This is a genomic window from Streptomyces sp. NPDC017936 (assembly GCF_044328485.1).
GTDB lineage: Bacteria > Actinomycetota > Actinomycetes > Streptomycetales > Streptomycetaceae > Streptomyces.
The window spans coordinates 67,791-90,501 of record NZ_JBIRHK010000003.1 but is presented as its reverse complement, the minus strand read 5'-3'; the positions used below and the strand labels follow the sequence as shown (position 1 = coordinate 90,501).

The 22,711-nt window shown below is 74.5% G+C and carries 20 protein-coding genes, 3 tRNA genes and 1 pseudogene; 12 read left to right on the top strand and 12 right to left on the bottom strand.

From position 1 onward, the window contains the following. Positions 1-26 precede the first annotated feature (26 nt). From ACH4F6_RS07120 to ACH4F6_RS07110, 3 genes are all read left to right on the top strand, one after another. Entirely contained in the window at positions 27-395 is a 369-nt protein-coding gene (locus ACH4F6_RS07120) for a hypothetical protein (protein WP_397958889.1), read from the top strand. A gap of 271 nt (positions 396-666) precedes the next feature. After that, a complete protein-coding gene (locus ACH4F6_RS07115) occupies positions 667-1,275 on the top strand; it encodes a bifunctional DNA primase/polymerase (protein ID WP_397958888.1) in 609 nt (202 codons plus the stop codon). After that, a tRNA-Lys gene (locus ACH4F6_RS07110) sits at positions 1,266-1,339 on the top strand. Before ACH4F6_RS07115 ends, ACH4F6_RS07110 begins: the two co-directional genes overlap by 10 nt. Positions 1,340-1,481: 142 nt before the next feature. Here ACH4F6_RS07110 and ACH4F6_RS07105 read toward each other — a convergent pair. Further along, on the bottom strand, positions 1,482-2,744 hold the full coding sequence (locus tag ACH4F6_RS07105) for a M6 family metalloprotease domain-containing protein (RefSeq protein ID WP_397958887.1): 1,263 nt from the start codon (positions 2,742-2,744) through the stop codon (positions 1,482-1,484). Positions 2,745-3,057: 313 nt separating this feature from the next. Here ACH4F6_RS07105 and ACH4F6_RS07100 point away from each other — a divergent pair, with 313 nt between their 5' ends. Continuing rightward, positions 3,058-4,968: a putative bifunctional diguanylate cyclase/phosphodiesterase gene (locus ACH4F6_RS07100; protein ID WP_397958886.1), complete on the top strand. Its 1,911-nt coding sequence runs from the start codon at positions 3,058-3,060 to the stop codon at positions 4,966-4,968. Here ACH4F6_RS07100 and ACH4F6_RS07095 read toward each other — a convergent pair. Next, a complete protein-coding gene (locus ACH4F6_RS07095; RefSeq protein ID WP_397958885.1) occupies positions 4,947-6,080 on the bottom strand; it encodes an LLM class flavin-dependent oxidoreductase in 1,134 nt (377 codons plus the stop codon). The two genes, ACH4F6_RS07100 and ACH4F6_RS07095, sit on opposite strands and share 22 nt — an antisense overlap. Before the next feature lie 104 nt (positions 6,081-6,184). Beyond that, positions 6,185-6,916 carry an aspartate/glutamate racemase family protein gene (locus ACH4F6_RS07090; protein ID WP_397958884.1) on the bottom strand — a complete coding sequence of 244 codons (732 nt, stop codon included), beginning with the start codon at positions 6,914-6,916 and terminating at the stop codon, positions 6,185-6,187. Between the two features lie 457 nt (positions 6,917-7,373). Between ACH4F6_RS07090 and ACH4F6_RS07085 the strand changes: the two genes are divergently transcribed. Next, positions 7,374-8,324, top strand: coding sequence for a D-2-hydroxyacid dehydrogenase (locus tag ACH4F6_RS07085; protein ID WP_397958883.1), 951 nt, complete (start codon positions 7,374-7,376; stop codon positions 8,322-8,324). A 105-nt stretch (positions 8,325-8,429) separates the two neighbouring features. Here the strand turns inward: ACH4F6_RS07085 and ACH4F6_RS07080 are convergent, their stop codons facing one another. Beyond that, positions 8,430-8,930, bottom strand: coding sequence for a cupin domain-containing protein (locus ACH4F6_RS07080; protein ID WP_397958882.1), 501 nt, complete (start codon positions 8,928-8,930; stop codon positions 8,430-8,432). 573 nt (positions 8,931-9,503) lie between these two features. Between ACH4F6_RS07080 and ACH4F6_RS07075 the strand changes: the two are divergent. From ACH4F6_RS07075 to ACH4F6_RS07060, 4 genes and pseudogenes are all read left to right on the top strand, one after another. Next, positions 9,504-9,923 (top strand): annotated as a pseudogene (locus ACH4F6_RS07075) (transporter substrate-binding domain-containing protein); the annotation flags it as partial. Beyond that, positions 9,922-10,698, top strand: a complete 777-nt coding sequence (gene ehuA, locus ACH4F6_RS07070) for an ectoine/hydroxyectoine ABC transporter ATP-binding protein EhuA (RefSeq protein ID WP_397959323.1) — start codon at positions 9,922-9,924, stop codon at positions 10,696-10,698. The pseudogene ACH4F6_RS07075 and the gene ehuA, both read left to right, overlap by 2 nt. A gap of 207 nt (positions 10,699-10,905) precedes the next feature. After that, positions 10,906-11,664: an IclR family transcriptional regulator gene (locus ACH4F6_RS07065; protein WP_397958881.1), complete on the top strand. Its 759-nt coding sequence runs from the start codon at positions 10,906-10,908 to the stop codon at positions 11,662-11,664. 144 nt (positions 11,665-11,808) lie between these two features. Next, a tRNA-Lys gene (locus tag ACH4F6_RS07060) sits at positions 11,809-11,882 on the top strand. Between the two features lie 70 nt (positions 11,883-11,952). On the opposite strand, the gene ACH4F6_RS07055 is transcribed toward ACH4F6_RS07060, so the two are convergent. From ACH4F6_RS07055 to ACH4F6_RS07045, 3 genes are all read right to left on the bottom strand, one after another. Beyond that, positions 11,953-12,558 carry a lytic polysaccharide monooxygenase gene (locus tag ACH4F6_RS07055; RefSeq protein WP_397958880.1) on the bottom strand — a complete coding sequence of 202 codons (606 nt, stop codon included), beginning with the start codon at positions 12,556-12,558 and terminating at the stop codon, positions 11,953-11,955. A 123-nt stretch (positions 12,559-12,681) separates the two neighbouring features. Beyond that, the gene (locus ACH4F6_RS07050) at positions 12,682-13,794 is read right to left on the bottom strand and encodes an SPFH domain-containing protein (RefSeq protein ID WP_397958879.1); all 1,113 of its coding nucleotides are present in this window, start codon (positions 13,792-13,794) and stop codon (positions 12,682-12,684) included. A gap of 124 nt (positions 13,795-13,918) precedes the next feature. Continuing rightward, on the bottom strand, positions 13,919-15,529 hold the full coding sequence (locus tag ACH4F6_RS07045; RefSeq protein WP_397958878.1) for a peptidoglycan-binding protein: 1,611 nt from the start codon (positions 15,527-15,529) through the stop codon (positions 13,919-13,921). Positions 15,530-15,752: 223 nt separating this feature from the next. On the opposite strand from ACH4F6_RS07045, the gene ACH4F6_RS07040 reads away from it, so the two are divergent. Continuing rightward, a tRNA-Lys gene (locus ACH4F6_RS07040) sits at positions 15,753-15,826 on the top strand. 92 nt (positions 15,827-15,918) lie between these two features. Here the strand turns inward: ACH4F6_RS07040 and ACH4F6_RS07035 are convergent. From ACH4F6_RS07035 to ACH4F6_RS07015, 5 genes are all read right to left on the bottom strand, one after another. Then, positions 15,919-16,578: a class F sortase gene (locus ACH4F6_RS07035; RefSeq protein WP_397958877.1), complete on the bottom strand. Its 660-nt coding sequence runs from the start codon at positions 16,576-16,578 to the stop codon at positions 15,919-15,921. Positions 16,579-16,580: 2 nt separating this feature from the next. Further along, complete coding sequence (locus ACH4F6_RS07030; RefSeq protein WP_397958876.1) at positions 16,581-17,186, bottom strand: hypothetical protein; 606 nt, start codon at positions 17,184-17,186, stop codon at positions 16,581-16,583. A 104-nt stretch (positions 17,187-17,290) separates the two neighbouring features. Next, positions 17,291-18,070: an HAD-IIA family hydrolase gene (locus ACH4F6_RS07025; protein WP_397958875.1), complete on the bottom strand. Its 780-nt coding sequence runs from the start codon at positions 18,068-18,070 to the stop codon at positions 17,291-17,293. A gap of 382 nt (positions 18,071-18,452) precedes the next feature. Beyond that, the gene (locus tag ACH4F6_RS07020) at positions 18,453-19,409 is read right to left on the bottom strand and encodes a hypothetical protein (RefSeq protein WP_397958874.1); all 957 of its coding nucleotides are present in this window, start codon (positions 19,407-19,409) and stop codon (positions 18,453-18,455) included. Between the two features lie 346 nt (positions 19,410-19,755). After that, complete coding sequence (locus ACH4F6_RS07015; RefSeq protein WP_397959322.1) at positions 19,756-21,018, bottom strand: ROK family protein; 1,263 nt, start codon at positions 21,016-21,018, stop codon at positions 19,756-19,758. 65 nt (positions 21,019-21,083) lie between these two features. Between ACH4F6_RS07015 and ACH4F6_RS07010 the strand changes: the two genes are divergently transcribed. Then, a complete protein-coding gene (locus ACH4F6_RS07010; protein WP_397958873.1) occupies positions 21,084-22,151 on the top strand; it encodes a Gfo/Idh/MocA family oxidoreductase in 1,068 nt (355 codons plus the stop codon). After that, on the top strand, positions 22,148-22,654 hold the full coding sequence (locus tag ACH4F6_RS07005; RefSeq protein WP_397958872.1) for a heme-degrading domain-containing protein: 507 nt from the start codon (positions 22,148-22,150) through the stop codon (positions 22,652-22,654). Before ACH4F6_RS07010 ends, ACH4F6_RS07005 begins: the two co-directional genes overlap by 4 nt. Positions 22,655-22,711: the final 57 nt, after the last annotated feature.

Below are 22,711 nucleotides of genomic sequence, written 5' to 3'. Positions count from 1 at the left end.
TCCCGACCGTACGAGAAGGAGAAGACATGGCGGAGCCCACGCCGCGTCGGAACGAACCGCGGCTACGCCCCGCGCCCCTGCTCTTCGAGCCGGCGGAGGCGGCCGGCGACCCTGAGCACTTCTTCGACCTGGAGTCGATAGACGACCCCGGTGCGCTGCTGACGCGGGCGACGGAGCTGGCGCTCGCCTTCCGCGCGGCGGCCGACCGGGCGGTGGAGTTCCAGGCGGTGGCGGCCGCCCAGCTCGCCGACCCGCGCCGGTTCGACCGGCTGACGCCCGCCGACATCGCCGAGCGGGCCGAGTGGACCGAGGACTACGCGAAGCGGATGGTCGAGTTCGGCCAGGACCTGCTGCGGGGCGGCGGCGAGGGACCGGCGTTCGCGGACCCCGTGTAGGGGGCGCGCATCACCCGCGCGGCCCACACCGCCCGAGCGGAGGACGCACCCGCCCGACCGCCTTCCGGCCCGGACACGGGTCCCGCTCGGACACCCCCGGCACCACCCGGGCGGAGCATCGGGCTCGTCCCGGCGGCCCGGGCCGCGTCCCGTCACCCGGCGTCGCCTCCGGCATATGCCGACCGGGCAAGATACCCCCTCCCGCCCCTCCCCGTCCCGGTTTTCCGCGACTCGGTGAGATCGCCTGTTCACGCCCGGTAGACCTGGACGCATGAGCAGCGCATGGGACGCCCCCCTCACCGAACGCTCCGGCGCCGTCGGAGTCACCGCGGACGGCGCCGCCTGGCTGGCCTCCGCCGGCCCCTACCCGCGCAGCACGCTCGCCCTGTGGGAGGAGCGGCCGCACGCCCCGGTGGTCCTGCCCTGCGGCACCGTCTTCGACGTGGTGAGCGCGCCCGCGATGTTCGGACGGCTGATGCTCGACCGGCTGTGGGGCGAGGGGCCGGGCTCCGGCCCGGTGGCCGCGTTCCGCGGGCGGACGCTGCTGTTCGCCGCGCCGGGGGCGGCCCAGCGGCTGCCCTCGCTGCTGGAGTGGGAGGAGTGGGGCTCCGACGGCCGCCCGGACGGCCGTACGAGCACGGTCCCGCCGCTGCTCTGCCACGGCACCGGCGACGCGGTGACCGTGCCGCCGCCGCTCACCTCCCCGCAGGACGCGGCCACCCGCTGGATGGTCGCCCCCGACACCCGGCATCCCTGGCTGCCGGGCCCCGAGATCCTGCTCTGGGCGGCCGTCCGGGCCGCCCGGGCCGCCGTGCGGATATCGATTTCTCACCCCGCCGACCAGGGTGCTAAGGTCTACGACGTCAGCAGGCGCCGCTAGCTCAGTTGGTTAGAGCAGCTGACTCTTAATCAGCGGGTCCGGGGTTCGAGTCCCTGGCGGCGCACGATGACGATGGCGGCTCGTGTTCGCGTAAAGCGACCACGAGCCGCCATCGTCGTGTTCGCGCGCCCTCACCGCGTGCCGCGAGGGCTCCGCGCCCCGTACCCCGACCGGTCCGCCGCCGCCGTCGTCCCCGCGCCGGGAGGTCACCCGGCGGTGATCCTCACCGTCCACGTGCCCGTCGTGCTCCTCCCCTCCACCTCCAGCCGCACGTCCTCCCCCGGCACCGTGAAGCTCTCGCCGGCGTCGACCGGCGCGTCCGCGAGGGGCGGGTAGACGGAGTTCTCCCAGCAGGCCTCGCTGCCGGGGTGGGCGTCGATCACCTCGACCGGGCCCCGGCCGGACTCCGCGCCGCTGTGGACGCGGTAGACGAGGACGCCGGAGCGGCAGGCGGAGCGGTCGTTGCCGACCGGGCCGCGCGCCTCGAAGGCGAGGGCGCTGCCGGTGCCGGTCCGGACGACCGCGAGTTTCGCGCCGCGGCCGAGCCCGAACACCGGCGAGCCGACGGCCCCCGCGACCGGCACGCCCGGTCCGGCGCCCAGCGGCTCCAGCGTCAGCCGCGCCGTCGTCCCGGCGGCCACGCACACCACCTGGCGCCGGTCCAGCCAGCCCAGCTTCCACTTGTGCCAGGCGAAGAGGTCCGGTGCCAGGCCGAACTGGCTGCCCATCAGGTCCCAGTCGCCGACGTGCGTGTCCCAGTCGCCCTTGCCGTCCGTCGGGCGGTGGTAGAGGTCCGGCAGGTCGAAGACGTGGCCTGTCTCGTGCGCGAGGACGAGCCGGTCCGGCGGATGCCGCTCGAAGACCGTGACGACCCGGCGGATGTCCGTGCCGTCGGCCCGCAGCGGCCGGTCCATGTTGACGACCTTGGTGGCGTCGGAGTCCACGCCGGGCGCGTCCGGGTCGGCGACGAAGTAGACGACGTCGTAGCGGGAGAAGTCGACCTGGGCGTCGGCGGCGGCGAGCGCGTCGCGCAGGTAGGCGGCGCGGTGCGCGGCGTTCCAGTCGCGCTGTATGGCGTACGCGGTGGACGGCTTCGGCATGCGGATCCACCGCTGCAGCGGGTGGGCGCGCAGGGTGAACCTGCCGTAGGAGGCCTGCCGGAAGTACTCGCCGGTGGCCGGGAAGTGGTCCGCGGCCAGGTCGGCGGGGGAGGTCATCGGCGTCCAGTCCGGGAAGGACAGGAAGACCATCACCGCGTCGAGGGCCCGCGCCGGCTGCGGATAGGCGGCGTTCCAGGTGTCCAGGCCCTCCGAGTGGTGGGCGTCGGTGCGCTTGAGGGCGCAGGGGAGGACCGAGAAGGGGTGGGCGGCCGAGGGCGCGGCGACGAGGGAGGTCGCGGCGAGCGCCGAGAGGGTGGTGAACACGGCCGCGGTGCTGCGCAGTCGGGGACGCGGGCGCTGTCGCGGCACGGAAGACCTCCGGGAACGGTTCACGGACACCGCACCCAGCATGTGTAGGTTTGTCGTATTACGCCTCTTTTGTCTACGCCGGATGAGTGAGAAGGCGCAAAACGGGCATCACTGCCGACATCCCCGGAATACTCACGGAACGTCACAAGGGGTCGCGCGTCCACGGAACCGGCCCGCCCGGGGCAGAAACGATCTGTCAGAAAGGCGGGATGTTCCGGGACACTGGGCAGTGGCTGCGCGAGTCCGGGCCAGCCTCTATGATCGGCACACTTTGCTGCGCGGACAGAGATCGAGTGCACTGCGGGAGCTAGCGGTGAGCGGAACGTCCGAAGGGTCGACGCCCGCGGCAGACCTCGACCGGTCCGCCGTCACAGAGAGTGACACCGGTGCATCGTCCGGTGGGAACGAACCCGACCGGCCGCCCGGCCCGACGGACGCGACGGTCACCCCGGGCACGCGGGACGCGCCGCTCCCGGAACGCGCCGACGACGACTCGCCCGCCTACCGCCGCGTCTTCGCCGCGGCCCCCCTCGCCATGGCGGTCGTCGACCGGGAAGGCCTGGTCACCGACGCCAACGAGGCGTTCGGCGCCCTGCTCGGCGGCGGGTCCGCGGGCCTGGTCGGGCGGGTGGCCGCCGACCTGCTGGACCTGGCCTCGGACGCCCGCGCCTGGCACGACTACCGCGAGGTGCTCCGCGGCCGTCAGGCCCGGCTGCGCTGCACCCGGCGGCTGAAGCAGCCCGACGGACGATCGCTCTGGGCCCAGGTCACCGTGGCCCCGTTGGACGGCGAGCCCTGCGGGATCCTGCTCTCCGTCACCGACGTCAGCGCCCACCGCGAGCTCCAGGCCCGGCTGCGCCACCTCCAGATGCACGACCCGGTGACCCGGCTGCCCAACCGCACCCTGTTCTTCGAACGGGTGTCGGCCGCGCTGGAGGCGGAGGCGTACGAGGAGAGCGGAACCGGCCGGATCGGGCTGTGCTACCTGGACATCGACGGGTTCAAGGCGGTCAACGACACCCTCGGGCACCGGGTCGGCGACCGGCTGCTCGCCGCCGTGGCCGAACGGCTGTCGGAGTGCGCGCAGGAGGCCGGGCGCAACCGGCCGGGCGTGCCGCTGGTGGCACGGCTCGGCGGTGACGAGTTCGCGCTGCTGGTGGAGGACTCCACCGGCACCGAACAGCTCGCGGACCTCGCCGAGTCGGTGCTCAAGGCGCTCCAGGCGCCGTTCGACCTGGCCGGTCAGCGGCTGAACGTCTCCGCGTCGATCGGGGTCGTCGAACGGCACGCGGCCGGCACCACCGCCACCGGACTGATGCAGGCCGCCGACACCACGCTGTACTGGGCGAAGGTGGACGGCAAGGACCGCTGGACGCTGTTCGACCCGGAGCGCAACGCCCACCTGATGACCCGCCAGGCCCTGGCCTCCACGCTGCGGCCCGCCATCGACCGGGGCGAGTTCCGGCTGGAGTACCAGCCGCTGGTGGGCATGGCCGACGGGCGGCTGCGCGGGGTGGAGGCGCTGGTGCGCTGGAACCACCCGCGCTTCGGGCTGCTGCCGCCGAATCGGTTCGTCGCACTGGCGGAGGAGGACGGCTCGATCGTGCCCCTCGGCCGCTGGGTGCTGGCCACCGCCTGCCGGCAGGCGCGCACCTGGCAGCGGGAGCACCCGGACGACCCGCCGCTGTTCGTGAGCGTCAACGTGGCGGTCCGTCAGGTGTGGGACTCCGACCTGGTGGCGGACGTGGCGCGGATCCTCGCCGAGACCGGGCTCCCCCCGCACCTGCTCCAGCTGGAGCTGACGGAGTCCGCGGTGATGGGCTCGGCCGGGCGGCCGTTGCAGGTGTTGCAGGCGCTCAGCGACATGGGCGTGAACATCGCCATCGACGACTTCGGCACCGGCTACTCCAACCTCGCCTACCTCAGCCGGCTCCCGGTGTCGGTGCTGAAGCTGGACGGGTCGTTCGTACGGGGCTTCCAGTACGAGGGGGCCGGGGCGCCGCCCAACCCGGCCGACCAGGTCGTCGTCGAGGCGATGATCGACCTCGCGCACCGGCTCGGGCTGACCGTCACCGCCGAGTGCGTGGAGACGTCCGCGCAGGCCAGCCGGTTGCGCAGCATCGGCTGCGACACCGGGCAGGGCTGGCTCTACTCCCGCCCGGTGACACCGGACCGCATCTCCGAGCTGCTGGGCTCGGCGTCCTACGCGGTGGGCAACCCGTAGGCGTCCGCGACGAGTTCGTAGGAGCGCAGGCGCAGTTCGCCGCTGTGGGCGTGGCTGGTGAGCATCAGCTCGTCGGCCCCGGTGCGCTTGTGGAGGTCGTCGAGGCCGGAGCGGACCTCGTCCGCCGTGCCGTGGACGATGTTCGCGGCCCAGGAGTCGACGAACTCCCGCTCCAGCGGGCTGAACTCGTGGGCCTCCGTCTCCTCGGGGGAGGGGAACAGGCCGGGCCGGCCGGAGCGCAGGCGGATCATGTTGAGGCCGGTGGCCAGGACCTGGCGGCGGGCCTCGCGCTCGTCGTCGGCGGCGAGCACGGAGACGCCGATGAGCGCGTACGGCTCGGCGAGGACCGCGGACGGCCGGAAGTGCTCCCGGTACAGGTCGAGCGCCGGGATCGTGTTCTGCGCGGAGAAGTGGTGCGCGAAGGCGAAGGGCAGGCCGAGCAGGGCCGCCAGCCGCGCGCTGAAGCCGGAGGAGCCCAGCAGCCAGATCGGCGGGCGGTGGCGGGACTGGACGCCGCCGGGCGACGTGGCCTGGACGGGACCGGGGACGGCGTGGATGCGGCGGTAGGGGTGGCCGTCGGGGAAGTCGTCGTCCAGGAAGCGGGTCAGCTCGGCGAGCTGCTCGGGGAAGTCGTCGGCGCCCTCGTTCAGCCGGTCGGTGCGGCGCAGGGCGGCGGCGGTGGCGCCGTCGGTGCCGGGGGCGCGGCCGAGACCGAGGTCGACGCGGCCGGGGGCGAGGGCCTCCAGGGTGCCGAACTGCTCGGCGATCACCAGCGGGGCGTGGTTGGGCAGCATGACTCCGCCGGAGCCGAGCCGGATGCGCTCGGTGTGGGCGGCGAGGTGGGCGAGGATCACCGCGGGCGAGGAGGAGGCGACGCCGGGCATGGAGTGGTGCTCGGCGACCCAGTACCGGTGGAAGCCGCGGGCCTCGGCGAACCGGGCGAGGTCCACGCTCGTGCGCAGGGCGTCGCCGGCGGTGCGGCCGGACCCGACGGTGACCAGGTCCAGCACGGAGAGGGGGACGGGGGCGGTGCCGTGCGCCGCGCCGCGGATCCCGTCCGCGTCCCTGTCGTCCACGCCCTTGTCGTCCGTCGCCTTCTCGACTCCGGCCACGGGGATCCTCCTGTCTTCGGCCGTGCGCTTCCTCGCACGGCCAACAGGAGACTGTCTCCGCTTATTCCCCGCCTCTCCCGCGCCGGCGGCCGCCGCCGGGCCGGTCACACCTGCACGATCGGCTCCCGGGTGAACAGCGTCCCCAGCCCGGGCGCGTTCACCCGGCGGTCCGTCAGCCGCAGCGCCTCCCAGACCGTGACCTGGTTGGCGGTGAGGACCGGCTTGCCCAGCTCCTTCTCCAGGAGCGGGAGGTGGGCGACCGTGTGCAGGGCGGTGTCGGGCAGCAGGACGGCGTCCGCGCCGGGGTCGTCGGCGGCGCGGGCCAGCGCGAGGACCTCCGCCTCGCCCCAGGCGCCGGCCCCGGCGGCCGTGACGGTCGCGGAGCTGTGGACACCGGTCACCTCCAGGCCGCCGGCCCGCAGGAACTCCGCGAAGAGCCCCGCCACGTCCTGCGGGTAGGGGGCGCCGACGGCGACCCGGGCCGCGCCGACCTCCTGCGCGGCGTGCACGAAGGCGAAGGAGGTCGAGGAGGCCGGCATCCCCGCGGTGCGGGCCAGGGTGCGCACCTGCTCCTGGGCGCCCTCCCAGCCGTGCACGAAGCCGCCGCTGGTGCAGGCCCACACGATCGCCTCCGCGCCGGAGAGCCGCAGCTGCTCGATGCCCGCCGCGAGCCGCTCGGGCGCGCCCATCTGCCGCAGCGCGTCGACGCGGTGCGCGTCCTCGCCGATGTCCGTGTGGACCAGGTCCACCCGGATGTCACTGCCCAGGAGCTGCTCGATGCGGGGGTAGTCGTCCTCGGCCGAGTGGCCCGGGTAGAGGAATCCGAGTGCGGTCATGTCCAGCCTTCCTGCTCTTCTCCGTGCGGTACGGGGCCGCTGCCGCGCCCCCTCGTCCGGCGGGGCCCGGTACGGCCCCACGGTGCGGGTACCCATCCGGCGCAGTGCCGCCCACATCGTCCACCTGGTTGGCCGAGACGGCCGGTATGAGCGTTTTCCTCCCCCCTCCGGGCGACGGCCTCCGGGCGGGACGGCGGCCAGGTGCGGACGGTGGCCGGGTACGGACGGTGGCCGGGTACGGACGGCGGTGCCGGGAAGGGCGACACCGGGAAAGGCGACGCCGGTGGCGGGCGCCCGCCCTCCCCGGCAGGCGGGCGCGGCAACGCGCCGTGGCGACGGCCGTGTTGACGACGGTGGTCCCGGGTGCGAACGTGGACGATCCGCGCACGTCAGGCCCTTGGTCATCACCGGCCGGGTCTTGGTCACCGCAGGCCGCGCCCGAGGAAGGGCTTTTTGGATGTCCGCCGTCCCCACGCTCCTCGTCCTGGACGCCGACCCCCCGCCCCGCCTCGGCCGGCTCACCGGGCGGGTCCGGGTCGTGCACACCGACGAGGCCGGTCTCGCCGCACGGCTGCCGGAGGCGGACGTCCTGCTGGTGTGGGACTTCGCCTCGCACGCGGTGCGGTCCGCCTGGCCGGGCGAGGGGCCGCGGCCGCGCTGGGTGCACACCGCGAGCGCGGGCGTGGACCACGTGATGAGCCCGGAGCTGACCGCGTCGGACACGGTGGTGACGAACGCCCGCGGGATCTTCGACGAGCCGATCGCCGAGTACGTCGCCGCGCTGGTCCTGGCGATGGCGAAGGACCTGCCGCGCACCTGGGAGCTCCAGCGGCGGCACGAGTGGCGGCACCGCGAGGGCCGGCGGGTCGCGGGCACGCACGCCGTGGTCGTCGGCTCGGGGCCGATCGGCCGGGCGGTGGCCCGCACGCTGAAGGCGCTCGGCGTGACCACGGCGGTCGTCGGCCGCGTCCCGCGCACCGGCATCCACGGCCCCCAGGACCTGGACCGCCTCCTCGCCCGCGCCGACTGGGTGGTCGCGGCGGCCCCGCTGACCGAGCGGACGAGGGGCATGTTCGACCTCCGGCGGTTCGGCGTGATGCAGCCCTCGGCCCGGTTCGTGAACGTCGGCCGGGGGCAGCTCGTCGTCGAGGACGCGCTGGTCCACGCGCTGGAACGGCGGTGGATCGCGGGGGCCGCACTGGACGTGTTCGCGACCGAACCCCTCCCCGCCGACAGCCCGTTGTGGCAGGTGCCGGGGCTGCTGGTGTCCCCGCACATGAGCGGCGACACGGTCGGCTGGCGGGACGAACTCGGGGCGCAGTTCGTGGAGTTGTTCGAGCGCTGGGCGGCGGGCCGGCCGCTGCGGAACGTGGTCGACAAGCAGCGCGGGTACGTGCCCGGACACTGACGTCCCCCGTGGGTGCGGGACGGGCCCCACCGCCGTGACCGCGCCCGGGCTCCTCGACGGCTGCCGCACGGGCGGGTTCGGCCCGGCGGAAGCGGTCCGGGCGGTCTAGGACCTGTCCAGCTCGGCCCGCCACACCGGGCTCTCGACATAGTGGTTGTCGTACAGCTCGGAGCTGTCGCGGATCTCCCGCACGCTCGCCTCGCCGCGGTGGACGCGCTCCAGCAGGCGGTAGTAGTCGAAGCGGCGCAGGCCCGGGGTGAAGAGCACGAGCAGTTCGGCGGTGCTGTCGGCCGCCGGCGCGAAGGCGTGCGGGACGGTCGGGGGGACGGTGAGGAAGTCGCCCCGGCTCAGGTGGTGGATCTCGTCGCCGACCAGGACGCGCACCCGGCCGTCGAGGACGAGGAAGACCTCGGTGGCCTTGGTGTGGAAGTGGGCGGGCGCGCCGGGCGACCCCTTGGACAGGGTCGCCCTGTTGGCGGTGAGGGCCCCGCCGGTGGCGCCCGCGTCGGCGAGCAGGGTGATGAGGCTGAGGGCGCCGTCCTGGAGGGTCTCGGCCTCGTCGGCGCGGACGAGGACGGGGGCGGCGGGGCGGGGGTCGGTGCTCATGACGGACTCCCGAGGGGTGGTGGCGTCGGCGCCGGCGGATCGGTGCGTCCGCCGGTGACAATGAATCTAGGAGCTCGAAAGACCCACTGAAGGGTTCACTTCGGCGTCGTTCCCGTGGGTCAATCGCACGGGTCGCGCCCGAGCGGGCGCCGCCCCGCGCCGGAGCCGCGGCGTCCTCCCGACGCTCCCGTCCGTCACGGGCCGTCGCGGGCCCGCGCCCTCTCCTCGCGGTCGTGGCCGTGGGCACGGGTGCCCGACTCGCTTCCGGCGAAGGCGAACCAGCGGGGACGTCCGGCGACTCGGGGTGGCCGTCGGGTTTTCCCTCGGCGGTTCCGATTCCGCGAACGTCGGGAAAAGGACGCCTTTTTCGTCACGGACACATGCCGCGTGACAAAGGTCACCGACCCCGCGTCACCACGTTCCGGACGGCGGCGCGGACGACCGACGGAGCCCCGCTTCGCGGCGGTTTCGCCGGGCGGCGGATCTCCCGCCCGGCCGGTGACGCTCCGGCGGAGCGGTCGGCCGGGTGTCTCCCGGCGCATGGCACATGGGGTCTTGGGTAGCCGCGCCGCCATGGCTCCACCGAACAGGCACGTCAGACAGGACACACGCACGGCGAGGCCCACACGCCGGTCGCTGCTCGCGGGGGTGGCGGCGCTCGGCGCGCTGGGCGCGGCGGGCTGCTCCCGCGTGGCGGCGGCCTCCTCCGCACCGGGCGGCGACCTGCTCGACCGGCTGCGCGCACAGGGTGTCGTACGGCTCGGAATAGCGGGGGAGATCCCCTTCGGGTACATCGACGGGGACGGCCGGCTCACCGGTGAGGCGCCGGAGTTGGCGAAGGCGGTGTTCCAGCGGCTCGGGGTCGACCGGGTGCAGCCCGTGCCCACCGAGTTCGGATCGCTCGTTCCCGGGCTGAACTCCCAGCAGTTCGACGTCGTGGCCGCCGGGATGTACGTCAACGCCGAACGCTGCGAGCAGGTGATATTCGCCGATTGAGACCAGCAAGACCCCCGTCGGCACCACGCCCGGGACCACCGAGCTGATACGCCTGGATCAGGTCACCAAGCGGTTCGGGGACCACACCGTCCTCGATCACCTGGACTTCCGCGTGGAGCCGGGCAAGCACGTCACCCTGATCGGCCCGTCGGGCTCCGGCAAGACCACGATCCTGCGGCTGCTGATGACGCTGACCAAGCCCGACGAGGGCACGATCACCGTCGACGGGCAGCGGCTCTTCCCGGCGCCCGAGAGGCAGGTCCGCGAGGTCCGCAAGAAGATCGGGATGGTGTTCCAGCAGTTCAACCTGTTCCCGAACATGAGCGTGCTGAGGAACGTCACCGAGGCCCCGGTCAGCGTGCTGGGGCTGTCCCGGGACGAGGCGGAGGAGCGGGCGCGCGAGCTGCTGGACCTGGTGGGCCTCGCCGACAAGTGCGACGCCCGGCCGTCCCGGCTCTCCGGCGGGCAGCAGCAGCGGGTGGCGATCGCGCGGGCGCTGGCGATGCGGCCGCAGGTGCTGCTGCTCGACGAGGTGACCTCGGCGCTCGACCCCGAGCTGGTCGCGGGCGTCCTCGACGTCCTCGGGGACATCGCCCGCACCACCGACATCACCATGCTCTGCGTGACCCACGAGATGAACTTCGCCCGGGACATCTCCGACCAGGTGCTGATGTTCGACCACGGCCGCGTGATCGAGTCGGGGCCGCCGGAGCAGATCTTCGGCGCCCCCGAGGAACGGCGGACGCGGGAGTTCCTCAGCGCCGTGCTCTGACCACTCCGGGTGATCGCGGGATCACCGCAGGTCTCCGTGCCGGGACTTGCCTTGGGCATATGCCAGAGGGTCGGTGCCGCAGTTGGGAGGAGCCCGGGGGTCCCGGCACAATCTCGTCAACACCCCCTCCCCCGGGCCTACTGGCCGGTTATCGTGGAAGTGATTCGCCGACCGGATCACGGCCAGGAAAGCGACCGGGGGGAAACCGTGGCGCTGAAGCACGAGCCGACCACTCCGCACCACACCACCCAGGACGCCCTGCGCGTCCTGGAGACGGTGGCCCGGCACACCACCGGCGTCACCGACGTCGAACTCGCCCGCCAGACCGGCTTCGGCACGGAGCGACTGACCCCGCTCCTGCGGATGCTGCGCCGCGAGGGGTACGTCGAGCAGATCACCGACGGGGCGTACGTCACCGGCGTCGCCCTGACCCGCCTGGGCTCCGCGCACCAGCACGAGCAGGCCCTGCGCGACAAGCTCCAGCACACCCTGGACCGGCTGCGCGACTCCGTCGGCGCCGCCGTCTACATCAGCCGGTACGTCGACGGGGAGGTGACCATCACCCAGTACGCCGACGGCCCTGCCACGCCCGCGGTCAACGAGTGGGTGGACTTCCGCTCCTGCGCGCACGCCACCGCGCTCGGCAAGAGCCTTCTCGGCCAGCTCGACCACAACGGCCGGCGCGACCACCTGTCCCGGCACAAGATGGCCCGCCTCACCTCGCGCACCATCACCAGCGACAAGCTGCTGCTCTCCCGCCTGGAGTCCCAGCCGCCCACCGCGCCCCACCTCGACCTCCAGGAGTACGCCGTCGGCACGGTCTGCGCGGCCGTCCCGATCACCGCCGGCTCCACCGCGGGCTGCCTGGCGCTCTCCCTGCCCGTCCAGCACGCCCACCGGCTCCGCCGGGCGGCCGACACCCTGAACAGGAACGCGGCGCCGGTGCTGCTGTCCCTGGCGATCTGAGGCCCGCCGACGGCCGGACGCCCGGACCGGCGGCCAGGGGTCCGGGCCGGCGGCCGGCGCCGCGGCCGGTGGTCGGAGGCACCCCCGCGGACCAGGTAGTATTTTCTCTGTCGCCGGCCGCCGAAGGCGGAGGGCGAGAGTCATGCGCCGCTAGCTCAGTTGGTTAGAGCAGCTGACTCTTAATCAGCGGGTCCGGGGTTCGAGTCCCTGGCGGCGCACCGATGAAGGGCCCCTCGTGGAAACGAGGGGCCCTTCGGCGTTCCCGCGCGTCGCCCTCCGGCCCGTGGCTCAGAACGAGACGTCCGAGCAGGCGTAGAACGCGTTACCGGTGTCCGCGACCGTCCACACCGCGAGGATCACGTGGTGACCGCTCAGGCCCGACGGCAGCCGTCCGCTGTGCGAGAGCGTGGACGGCGGGCGCTGGCCGTTGTACGGGACCGTGAGGAACGGGGTGAGGTTGAGGTCCGAGCGGGCGAGGGCGTGGTTCTGGTTCCAGCCCGCCTTGGTGACGTAGTACCGGAAGTCGGTGGTGGCGTGCATGGCCGTGAACTGCCAGCGGAACGTGTAGTTCTGGCCGCCCGTCACCTTGGTGGTGGGCCACGCGCCGCCGCCCGGCTTCGTGGGCGAGTCGAGCTGGTTGAACCGGCTGTTGCCGGCGGAGCAGAGCCGCCCGTCGGCCGGTCCGGCCGCCGGGAAGCCCTTGGGGCCCTCGACGCTCTGCGGCTCCCACTGGATGTCGCCGCAGCCCGTCACGGAGCCGTTCTGGCAGAGCTTCTGCCGGCTGATGGGGAGGTCGGTGTAGCCGTGGCCGCTCGCGCCGCCGGCGGAGAGCACGAGGGCTCCTGCCGTGGTGAGCCCGAGCGCGGCGGCGTACCACCTGGTCTTTTTGCGCATGCTGCCGCTCCTGGAGAACGTGGGGAGTTCAGTGAGCTGTGCGTGCAGGTCTAGACCAAGTCTGAGGTTATGGGCGTTCGTTGAACATGTCCATACCAATCGCGGGGTCTGTTCGGCCGGCCGTCAGGGCGTCTGCTCGCCGCGTCCCGCGCAGAAAGCCACCGTCAGGTCCTTCACCAGCGCCTTGCGCTCGTAGTCGTCCAGCTCCACGAGTCCGCGCATGGTCAGCCGGGTCACCGTGTCCTCCACCGAGTCCACGACCGAGGTGAGCACGGACGCCCGGTGCTGGGCGTCGAGCACGGCGATCCGGCGGCGGTTCATCGCGGCGGCGACCTCGGGGGCGTACTCGACGCGCACCGGCTGCACCGAGAACACCTCCAGGCCGACCGCCCCCGCGTCCCGCGCCACCCGCCGGGTCAGCGCCTCCCCGGTCGCCTCGACCGAGCCGCGCCCCGAGCCGGGCGTCTCCACCGGGATCCGGGCCAGCGCCGCCTCGACGCACTCCCGCAGGTACGTCTCGTGGTCCTCCACCCCGAGCGTGGCCCGCGCGGTGTCCCGCACCCGCCACACCACCAGCGCCACCACCCGCAGCGCCACCCCGTTGCCGTCGGCCGCGGGCATCGGCTCGCTGCGCCAGTGCCGCAGCCGCACGTCGACCCGGCGGCGCAGCAGCAGCGGGTTGACCCACAGCAGACCGGTGCGCCGGACCGTGCCCCGGTAGCGGCCGAACAGGTCGAGCACCCAGGCGCCCCCGGTCTGGCTCCGGGACAGCCCGCCGAAGCCGAACAGCGAGAGGGCGCCCGCCCCCGCGTACGCCGCCCACTGCGCCGGGCCGAGACCGACCCCGGCGTACGCGGGCAGCCGCAGCGCCTCCCCCACCAGCGGCGGCAGCATCCCGGCCCACCACGAGGCGGCCAGGCAGCCGGCCGCCCCGCAGACCCCGGCGGCCAGGCCCGCCGCGCCGGGCAGCACCCGGGCGGGCCGCTCCACGAGCGCCGGGTCGACCTCCGCCATCGGCCGCGGCTTGGCCGGCCCGGGCCGCCGCAGGCGCGGCTGTTCGCCGGTGCCCTGCCGGCTTCCCACCACGGCGGGCCCGAGCGGCACCGGCCGCGGCTCCGGCTCGTCCCGGAAGAGCAGGTGGACGGGGATCTCGGTGGTCGACTCGTTGTGGATCAGCCGGACGGGCGGCCGCGACGGCCCCTCCGGCTCGGGCGTCTGTGAAGTGGTCGTGCTCATTGCGTGCCTCCAGCCTCCGCGCCAGATACGCCATGACAGGGGAAGGAACCGGGACCGCCGAGGCGCCCGGAGGCCGGACCGCGCGCGCAGCCGGGCCCTGCGAGAGAACGGGGGCGGCCGCGCCCTACGAGAACAGTCGCCGCCAGGTCTCCGGCCCCGGGTAGCCGTCGGCCGCGCCGCCGCGCCAGCCCTGGGCGCGCTGGAAGGCCTCGACGCCCCGCCGGTCCGCCTCGCCCCAGCGCGGCCCCGGTCCTGTCGCGTAGTACATGCCGAATCCTTTCTTCACCAGCTGCCTCCCCAACTGGGTGACGTGGGCGTTGTCGGCGCCGGGCCGGAACATCGCCCGGCCCGGGTAGGGCGGGACGCGCGCGGGCGACGCGGGGGCGGGCGGCACGGGCGCGGGCGAGCCCGCCGGGCCGGGCGCGGCGGCCGCGATGCCCTTGCCCCCGCCGGTGGTCAGCAGCGCCCAGGTCCGCGGACCGGGGATCCCGTCGGCGTCCGCGCCGCGCCAGCCCTGGGCCAGCTGGAACGCCCGGGTGGCCTGCCGGTCGGCCTCCGACCAGCGCGGACCGGGCCCCGAGGCGTAGAAGCGCCCGCCACCGCGCTGGACGAGCAGCCGGCCGAGCTGGGTGACGTACTGGTTGTGGGCGCCCGGCCCGAAGTACCCACGCCCGGGGTACGGCACCGCCGGAGCACCGGCGGGGACGCCTGTGCCGGTGGTGCCTGCGGTACCTGCGGTGTTGGCGGTGCCGGCGGTGTTGGCGGTGCCGGCGGTGCCGGCGGTGCCGGGCGCAGCCCCGGCACCCGTGCCCACACCGGCACCCGTACCGGCACCGGCACCCGTACCGGCAGCCGTACCGGGAGCGCCGACCACGGCCTCCGTGCCCGTCCCGGTCCCGGCGCCCGGATCGTCCGTGGCGCCTCCTCCGACGTCCGGCGGGGCGCCGTCCCCGCCGTCCGCCCCACCCGTCCCCTCCTTCCCCTCCTTCCCCTCCGCCGTCTCGGCCGTGAGGCCGTTGTAGCGGTAGGGGACATAGCGCGAGGAGTTGGACCAGTAGGCGTAGGGGGTGGCCAGACGGCGGGTGGCCGGGCGGGTCTGTTCGTAGGCGACGTAGTAGGTGTGCGTGTGGTCCGTCCAGCCGCCGAAGAGGACGACGTGCGAGCCGTTCTGCGGATCGGCCGGGTTGTGGAACAGCAGGATGTCGCCCGGCTGGAGTTCCTCCTTGGTGATGCGGGTCGCGAACTGGTGCAGGCTGCCCGTCCACTCGTTCGCCGGCAGCTTCCAGGCCATGGAGACGTAGCCGGAGCAGTCCTGGCGGTACCCGTCGGTCCAGAAGGAGGTCATGCTGTACGGCACCTTCGCCGTGATCCAGGCCTCGGCCCGCAGGACGATCTCCGCGCGGGTGGTCGCGGGCGTCGTGACCGGCCCCGCCGGTGTCGCCGGCCGGCCGCCCGGCCCGTGCAGCGGCGCCTTGCGGCCCTGCGGGGTCGCGGGCTCGTCACCTGCGGGAACGCCCGGCCGGTCGGGGACCTGCGGGGCCGCCAGGGCGGACACGGCGGGCACGGCGCCGAGCGCCGCGGCGGTCGCGGTCGCGACCACGACGGTGCGGCGGGCGGCCGGGTGGCCGCCCAGCCCGGCGGGCAGGGAACGCGGACTCACCCGCCGCCAGTGGACGCATCCGGGACAGTCGCAGTCGCTCGCGGGATCGAATTCCTCGAATACCGGAGTCTCCATGCGACTGCCCTCACCCTCCAGATGGAAATGTCCGCGATGGTGCACGTTCGCCAGTCTTTCCCAACTGTCCGGTGACTGCGCCTGCTGACGGTCCGAACGATGTACGCGGCCCCCGGCCGGGGGACCGGAGGAGCGGGCCGCGCGCCCGGACGGCGACCGGCAGCCCCCTGGACAGCGGTCGGAAGCACCCCTGGACGTCATGTAGAGTTAACGACGTCAGCAGGCGCCGCTAGCTCAGTTGGTTAGAGCAGCTGACTCTTAATCAGCGGGTCCGGGGTTCGAGTCCCTGGCGGCGCACCGACGGGAGAGCCCCTCGCGCGAGCGAGGGGCTTTCTGCTGTCTCCGCTCCTCCCGGTGTCCACGCACCACCTGGTCAGGGGTGGTCCCGGTCAGAGGCCGGCCCCCGTCAGGTACGCCGACACGATCACGTTCGCCGTGTAGCTGCCGCTCGCCCGGTCGAAGGTGCCGCCGCAGGTGATCAGCCGCAGCTCGGCGCGGCCCGAGGCGCGGGCGCCGTAGGCCTGGCGGGCGTCGAAGCGGTCGCGCTGGACCACCTCGACGTCGTCGACGGTGAACTCGGCGACCTTGCCGTCGGCCCGGAAGACCCTGATCGTCTCGCCGGCCTCGAGCGTGCTCAGCTTGTAGAAGACGGCCGGGCGGGTCTCGGTGTCGACGTGCCCCACCATCAGGGCGGTGCCGGCCGCGCCGGGCTTCGCGCCGGCCGCGTACCAGCCGACGACGCCCGCCTGGTCGTAGGGCGGCGGGTCGATCCCGCCCTCCGCGTCCAGCCCGCGGGCCACGACCGGCGCCTGCACGCCCAGCTCGGGGATGTCGACGCGCTGCGGCAGCGCGGCGGGCAGCGGATCGGCGGCGGGCGGCAGCTCGACGCCGGCGGGCCGGCCCACGGCGGCCACGTCACCCGTGGTCGGCGCGGAGGCGCCGGGCGGCACCTCGGTCACCTCGCGCCCCCACAGCCACAGCCCGAGCAGCAGCAGCGCCCAGGCCACACCGGTCAGAAGGCGCCCGGAGGAGCGCTCGCGTTCGGACACGGTCAGCCCGTCCCGCCGCTCCGGCGCACCGTCCGGAGCACCACGACGACGGCGGCGACGCCCGCCAGCACGAGACCGGTGACGGCGTGGGCGGTGCCGGGACTGTCCACCCGCGCCTCGCCGGCGGAGGCGAGCGGGGCGGTGCCACCGCCGCCGGCACGGACCGGCGCGACCGGGGAGGCGTGCGCGAGGGCGGGCGCGGAGGCGTGCGAGGACGGCTTCACCGGCGCCATCGCCACCTTGAACCTGCTGCTGACCCGGTAGTCGGCGCAGGTGACCGTGACGCCGTAGGAACCGAGGGTGAGCGAGGAGCGGACGCGGGTCTCGCCGACCAGGGCGCCGTTCGCGGCGACGAGCCGGGCCTCCGAGACGAACGCCGTCGACACGGCGGTGGCGGTCTTCCCGGCACAGCCCCTGACCCTCAGCGAGACCTCGGTGCCCGGGGAGGGGCTCGACGGGTTCACCGAGACCTCGCCCGGCCCGCTCGAGACGTCGCCCGACGCGCTTCCGCCGTCCGCCGCGTACGCCGTCGGACCGATCGCCGTCGGACCGATCGCCGTCGCGGCGAGCGCCGCCCCGGCACAGAGAGTTGCCTTGAGTGAGCTCATCGTGAACCTCCAGCTACCTGGAGACTCCTCCCGGCGGCACCCGCCCGCATCTCCGGAACGGTCACCGCTGCTCCGAACGGGTGACTTCGCGTCCGGGGCGGGTTTCAGACGCGGTCGACGAGGTCCGCGATCGAGTCGACGATCTGCGACGGCCGGTACGGGAAGTCCTCGACCTGCTCGGGCCGGGTCAGGCCGGTGAGCACCAGGAACGTCTGCATCCCGGCCTCCATGCCGGCCAGCACGTCGGTGTCCATGCGGTCGCCGATCATCGCGCTGGTCTCGGAGTGGGCGCCGATCGCGTTCAGCCCGGTGCGCATCATCAGGGGGTTCGGCTTGCCCGCGAAGTACGGGTTCTTGCCGGTCGCCTTGGTGATCAGGGCGGCCACCGCGCCGGTCGCCGGCAGCGGGCCCTCGGTGGAGGGACCGGTCTCGTCCGGGTTGGTGCAGATGAAACGGGCGCCGTTCTGGATGAGCCGTACGGCCTTGGTCATGGCCGTGAAGGAGTACGTGCGGGTCTCCCCCAGCACGACGTAGTCGGGCTCGTGGTCGGTCAGGATGTAGCCGATGTCGTGCAGGGCGGTCGTCAGGCCGGCCTCGCCGATGACGTACGCCGAGCCGTTGGGCCGCTGGTCGTCGAGGAACTTGGCGGTGGCCAGCGCGGAGGTCCAGATGCTCTCCACCGGGACGTCCAGCCCCATCCGCAGCAGCCGGGCGTGCAGGTCGCGCGGGGTGTAGATCGAGTTGTTGGTGAGGACCAGGAACGGCTTCCCGGACTCCCGCAGCTTCTTCAGGAAGGCGTCGGCGCCGGGGATCGGGACGCCCTCGTGGATGAGGACACCGTCCATGTCGGTGAGCCACGACTCGATGGGCCTGCGGTCTGCCATGTGCGGGATCTCCTGCCGGACGCGACGTGGTGCTGCGTGCGCCCCAGCCTAGACAAAGGTTCGATCATGAGGGAATGGCCGCCGCCCGTCGGTCCGGCCCTCCGGGCCGACGAGCGGCGCGCGGGGGTCTGCCGACGGCACGCACGGGGGTCTGCCGATGGCACGCACGGGGGCTGCCGCCGGTTCGGCGTCCGGGCCGGACGCCGAGCCGGCCGACGTGACGCCCGGGCCGGTCGGCGTGCCGCCCGGGGCCGGCCGGTCCGGTACCGAGGTCGGCCGGCGCGGTGCCTCCGGGGCGGACGGCGTGCCGCCCGGGGCCGGCCGGTCCGGTGTGGACCGGCCGGCACGTCCCCTCCGGGGCGGCCGGTCCGGAGCCGCCCGGTCAGCGACGGCGTTTGCCCCCGAGCAGGGCGGCACCCGTGGCGAGGAGACAGACGGTGGCGGCGAGGATGCCCGCCGGGGAGGCCAGACCGGTGCGGGCGAGTTCCTTGGCCTCCTCGGCGAGGTACGGCAGACCGGTGGCCGGAGCGGAGGCGGAGGCGGAGGGGTCGGACTCGGGGGCCGAGACGGACGCGGAGGCGGCCGCGGAGCCGGGGACGGACGCGGGAGCGGCGGCGGTGGCAGTGGTGTCGGCGGTGGCGGTGGCGGTGGCGGTGGCGGCGACAGTGGCGGGGCCGGACGCGGATGCGGATGTGCGCTCGGGCTTCGGGACGGCGGGGCGGGATCCGGACTTGACGCTGAAGCGGTAGTCGTTCGACTGCCCGACCCACTCGCCGTCGTCTCCCTGCCGCTGGACGACCGCCGCGTTCGCGGTGATCTCGTTGGACACGGCGTCCGAGGTGAGCGCGAGGCGCAGCTTCACGGTGAGGGTCCTGCCCGGCGGGACGGTGAAGCCGGGGAAGGGGGTGGGCGAGGGCGTCGAGGCGACGTCGGAGACCTCGGGTTCTCCCCGGTCCTCGGCGGGGTGGTCGGTGAGCGCGCCGACGAGTTCGTCCTCGTCGGTCGTCTCGAAGCGGACCGGGTGGGGCCGGCCGTCGGCGTAGAACTCCAGGTGCGGCTGGGACGGCTGCAGCGCGCGCCGGGCGTCGACGAGGACGACGACCGGGTGCACACCGGCGCAGGTGCGGCCGGTGGTGTTGGTGAGGTCGAGGTACCAGGTGCCGAATCCGCCGCCGGCCCGGTAGGAGTGGGGGCCGCCGTGGATCCGGGTCGTCAGCGGGAAGTCACCGGTGCCCGGTTCGGCGCAGCTCGGATCGGCTGCCGCGTACGAGGGCGCGGGCGCCGGCAGGAGGACGGCGGCTGCGGCTAGGCAGAGGGAGAGAGGCGTGCACAGTCGCATGAACACGTGAGCCTGCCGGAAGCCCCGGCGTCGAAGACGCCGACGCTCCGCACGGCCGTACGAATCCATTCGTTCGGCGCAGGGTGCGGGGCGGCCGGGAAAGACGCGACACGGCCGAACGGCGATGCGCCGGCCGGCCGTAGCCACCCAGGGGCGCGGGCTGTTTCGACATGCGGCTCCGCCGCGCGGGCGCGACCGGCCACAACGCACCCGCCGTCTCACAAGCGCCTCGCCCCCGGCGGGTGCATAGGGGCGCGGGGCTGTTTCGACATGCGGCTCCGCCGCGCGGACGCGACCGGCCACAACGCACCCGCACCGGTATGCCCAGGTCCGCCGCAGGCACCCCTCAGCCGTTGCCCCGGCCGAAGACCGGGCCCAGCAGCAGCTGCGCCGCGCCCTCCGCGACCGCGCGGGCGCCGCCCGGGGCGAGGCGGACCGGTACCGCGCCCTCCGGGGCGCCCTCGCGGTCGGCGCGGGCCGCCAGGACGGCGGTGACCCCGTCGACGAACGGGCCCGGCGCGCCCGCGATCGTCCGGCCGCCCAGCAGGAGCAGGTCGATGTCCAGGAGACCCGCCAGGTTGGCCGCGGCCGTGCCGAGGACGCGGGCCGCCTCGGCCACGTCGCCCCGGGCGATGGCGGCGAGGCACAGCGCCTCGACGCAGCCGCGGTCGCCGCAGGGGCAGGGCGGCCCGTCGAGCTGGAGGACCTGGTGGCCGAACTCCCCCGCGCCGGTACGGGCCCCCCGGTGCACGCTCCCGCCGATCACCAGGCCGGCGCCGAGACCGGTCCCGAGGTGCAGGTAGGCGAAGGAGCCGCGCTCGCCGCCGACGGCGAGGCCGAGGGCGGCGGCGTTGGTGTCCTTGTCGACGACGACCGGCACCCCGAGCCGCCGCGCGAGCGCGTCCCGCAAGGGGAAGCCGTCCCACTCGGGGAAGCCGGTGACCCGGTGCAGGACGCCGTGGGTGTGGTCGAGGGGACCGGGCAGGGCGACACCGGCCCCGAGGAGCGTGCGGGACGCCCGCGGCACACCGTCGCCGGCTCCCCCCACCATCCCGCCGCAGGCCGCGTCCACCGCTCCGCCGCCGGCCACGGCCTCCGCCTCCCGCACCACCGCCCCCACCACGGCCTCCGCCCCCGCCCCCAGGTCCAGCGGGACGCACCGCTCCCCCACCACGCGCCCGTCCAGCTCGGCGAGGACGACGCGCAGCTCGTCGCGGTCGAGGTGGACGCCGAGGGCGTGCCCGGCGCCGGGGACGAGCCGCAGGACCGTGCGGGGCTTGCCGCCGGTGGAGGCGCGGCGGCCGGCCTCCGCCGCGAGGCCGGCCGCCCGCAGCCGGGCGGTGATCTTGCTGACCGCCTGCGGGGTGAGTCCGGTGCGCTCGGCGAGTTCGAGCCGGCTGATGCCGTCCGGGCCGGCCGTCCGCAGCAGGTCGAGCACGAGCGCGGCGTTGTGACTGCGCACCGCGAGGACGTTCGCGCCCACGGCGCCGCCGCCCACCGCCCCGCTCACCGTGCCGCTCGTCACACCACTCACCGCCCCGCCCGCCCGGCCACCGGCCGGACCGCGCCCCTGGCCGGGGCCGCGCCCCTCGCCGGGGGCCCCGTTCATCCCGTTCACCCGCCCATTCTCCCCCGCGCTTGCACTTTGGCAACAGCGTTGCGAAAGTGGGTCGCATGACTGGTACACCCCTCCGCGTCGGCCTGATCGGCTACGGCCTCGCGGGCTCCGTCTTCCACGCCCCGCTGATCGCCGCCACCGAGGGCCTCGCCCTGGACACCGTGGTCACCTCGAACCCCGAGCGGCAGGAGCAGGCCCGCGCCGAGTTCCCGGACGTCCGCGTCAGCGCGACCTCCGACGAGCTGTTCGCCCGGGCCGGCGACCTGGACCTGATCGTCGTGGCGTCCCCGAACAAGACCCACGTGTCGCTCGCGACGGCCGCCCTGGAGGCCGGTCTCCCGGTCGTCGTCGACAAGCCGGTCGCCGGCACGGCGGCCGAGGCGCGGCAGCTGGCCGCGCTCGCCGAGGAGCGCGGACTCCTCCTGTCCGTCTTCCAGAACCGCCGCTGGGACAACGACTTCCTGACCCTGCGCAAGCTGCTCGAGGAGGGTGCGCTGGGCGACGCGTACCGCTTCGAGTCCCGCTTCGAGCGCTGGCGACCGCAGCTGAAGGGCGGCTGGCGGGAGTCCGGCGACCCGGCAGAGATCGGAGGTCTGCTGTACGACCTCGGCAGCCACGTCGTCGACCAGGCCCTGGTCCTCTTCGGTCCCGTCACCCACGTCTACGCCGAGTCGGACGTCCGCCGCCCCGGCGCGGAGGCGGACGACGACACCTTCATCGCGCTCACGCACGCGAACGGCGTCCGCTCCCACCTGTACGTCTCCGCGACGACCGCCCAGCTCGGCCCGCGCTTCCGGGTGCTGGGCTCGCGGGCCGGGTACGTGAAGTACGGCCTGGACCCGCAGGAGGCCGCGCTGCGGGAGGGGCTGCGTCCGGGTCCCGGCTGGGGCGCGGAACCGGAGGCCCTCCACGGCCGTCTCGGCGCCGGGGAGTCCCCGCTGACCGGCGGCGGCGAACCGGTGCGGACCCTGCCCGGCGACTACCCCGCCTACTACGCCGCGGTGACCGGGGCACTGACCGACGGCGGTCCCAACCCGGTGACCGCCCTGGAGGCGGCCGCCGCCCTCGACGTGCTCGAGGCGGCACGCCGTTCGGCACGAGACGGAGTGGCGGTGACGCTGTGACCCACGAGATCACCCCGAAGTTCACCCCGGAGATCACCCCGACGCTGGAGGAGCTCCAGGCCCAGGAACGGCGCCTGGTGTTCCGCCGGTTCGACCTCGACGACGCCTGGGCGCTCGGCTCGCTCCTGGTGGAGCTGGCCCGCGAGCGCCAGGCGCCGGTCGCCGTCGACATCCACCGCGCCGGCCAGCAGCTCTTCCACGCCGCCCTGCCCGGCTCCACCCCCGACAACGACGCCTGGATCGCCCGCAAGCGCCGTGTCGTGGAGCGCTACGGCGCCTCCTCCTACCTGGTGGGCTCCCGCTTCCGCGCCAAGGGCACGACCTTCGAGGAGTCCTCGCGCCTCGACCCGGACGCGTACGCGGCGCACGGCGGGTCCTTCCCGATCACCGTCGAGGGGGTCGGCGTGATCGGCGCGGTGACGGTGTCGGGCCTGCCCCAGCTGGAGGACCACAGGTTCGTGGTGGAGGCACTGGAACAGTTCCTGGCCAAGCACCTGGACTGAGGCAGCCCTGCATGGGGCGCGGGGCTGTTTCGACCTGCGGCTCCGCCGCGTGGGCGC

Bases quoted from the DNA above. Each gene is read 5' to 3' on its own strand.
- ACH4F6_RS07055 (WP_397958880.1), bottom strand. From the start codon at position 12,558: ATGCGCAAAAAGACCAGGTGGTACGCCGCCGCGCTCGGGCTCACCACG.
- ACH4F6_RS07010 (WP_397958873.1), top strand. From the start codon at position 21,084: ATGACTGGTACACCCCTCCGCGTCGGCCTGATCGGCTACGGCCTCGCG.
- ACH4F6_RS07085 (WP_397958883.1), top strand. From the start codon at position 7,374: ATGTCCGCCGTCCCCACGCTCCTCGTCCTGGACGCCGACCCCCCGCCC.
- ACH4F6_RS07030 (WP_397958876.1), bottom strand. From the start codon at position 17,186: ATGAGCTCACTCAAGGCAACTCTCTGTGCCGGGGCGGCGCTCGCCGCG.
- ACH4F6_RS07090 (WP_397958884.1), bottom strand. From the start codon at position 6,916: ATGACCGCACTCGGATTCCTCTACCCGGGCCACTCGGCCGAGGACGAC.
- ACH4F6_RS07050 (WP_397958879.1), bottom strand. From the start codon at position 13,794: ATGAGCACGACCACTTCACAGACGCCCGAGCCGGAGGGGCCGTCGCGG.
- ACH4F6_RS07015 (WP_397959322.1), bottom strand. From the start codon at position 21,018: ATGAACGGGGCCCCCGGCGAGGGGCGCGGCCCCGGCCAGGGGCGCGGT.
- ACH4F6_RS07025 (WP_397958875.1), bottom strand. From the start codon at position 18,070: ATGGCAGACCGCAGGCCCATCGAGTCGTGGCTCACCGACATGGACGGT.
- ACH4F6_RS07045 (WP_397958878.1), bottom strand. From the start codon at position 15,529: ATGGAGACTCCGGTATTCGAGGAATTCGATCCCGCGAGCGACTGCGAC.
- ACH4F6_RS07115 (WP_397958888.1), top strand. From the start codon at position 667: ATGAGCAGCGCATGGGACGCCCCCCTCACCGAACGCTCCGGCGCCGTC.
- ACH4F6_RS07120 (WP_397958889.1), top strand. From the start codon at position 27: ATGGCGGAGCCCACGCCGCGTCGGAACGAACCGCGGCTACGCCCCGCG.
- ACH4F6_RS07020 (WP_397958874.1), bottom strand. From the start codon at position 19,409: ATGCGACTGTGCACGCCTCTCTCCCTCTGCCTAGCCGCAGCCGCCGTC.
- ACH4F6_RS07080 (WP_397958882.1), bottom strand. From the start codon at position 8,930: ATGAGCACCGACCCCCGCCCCGCCGCCCCCGTCCTCGTCCGCGCCGAC.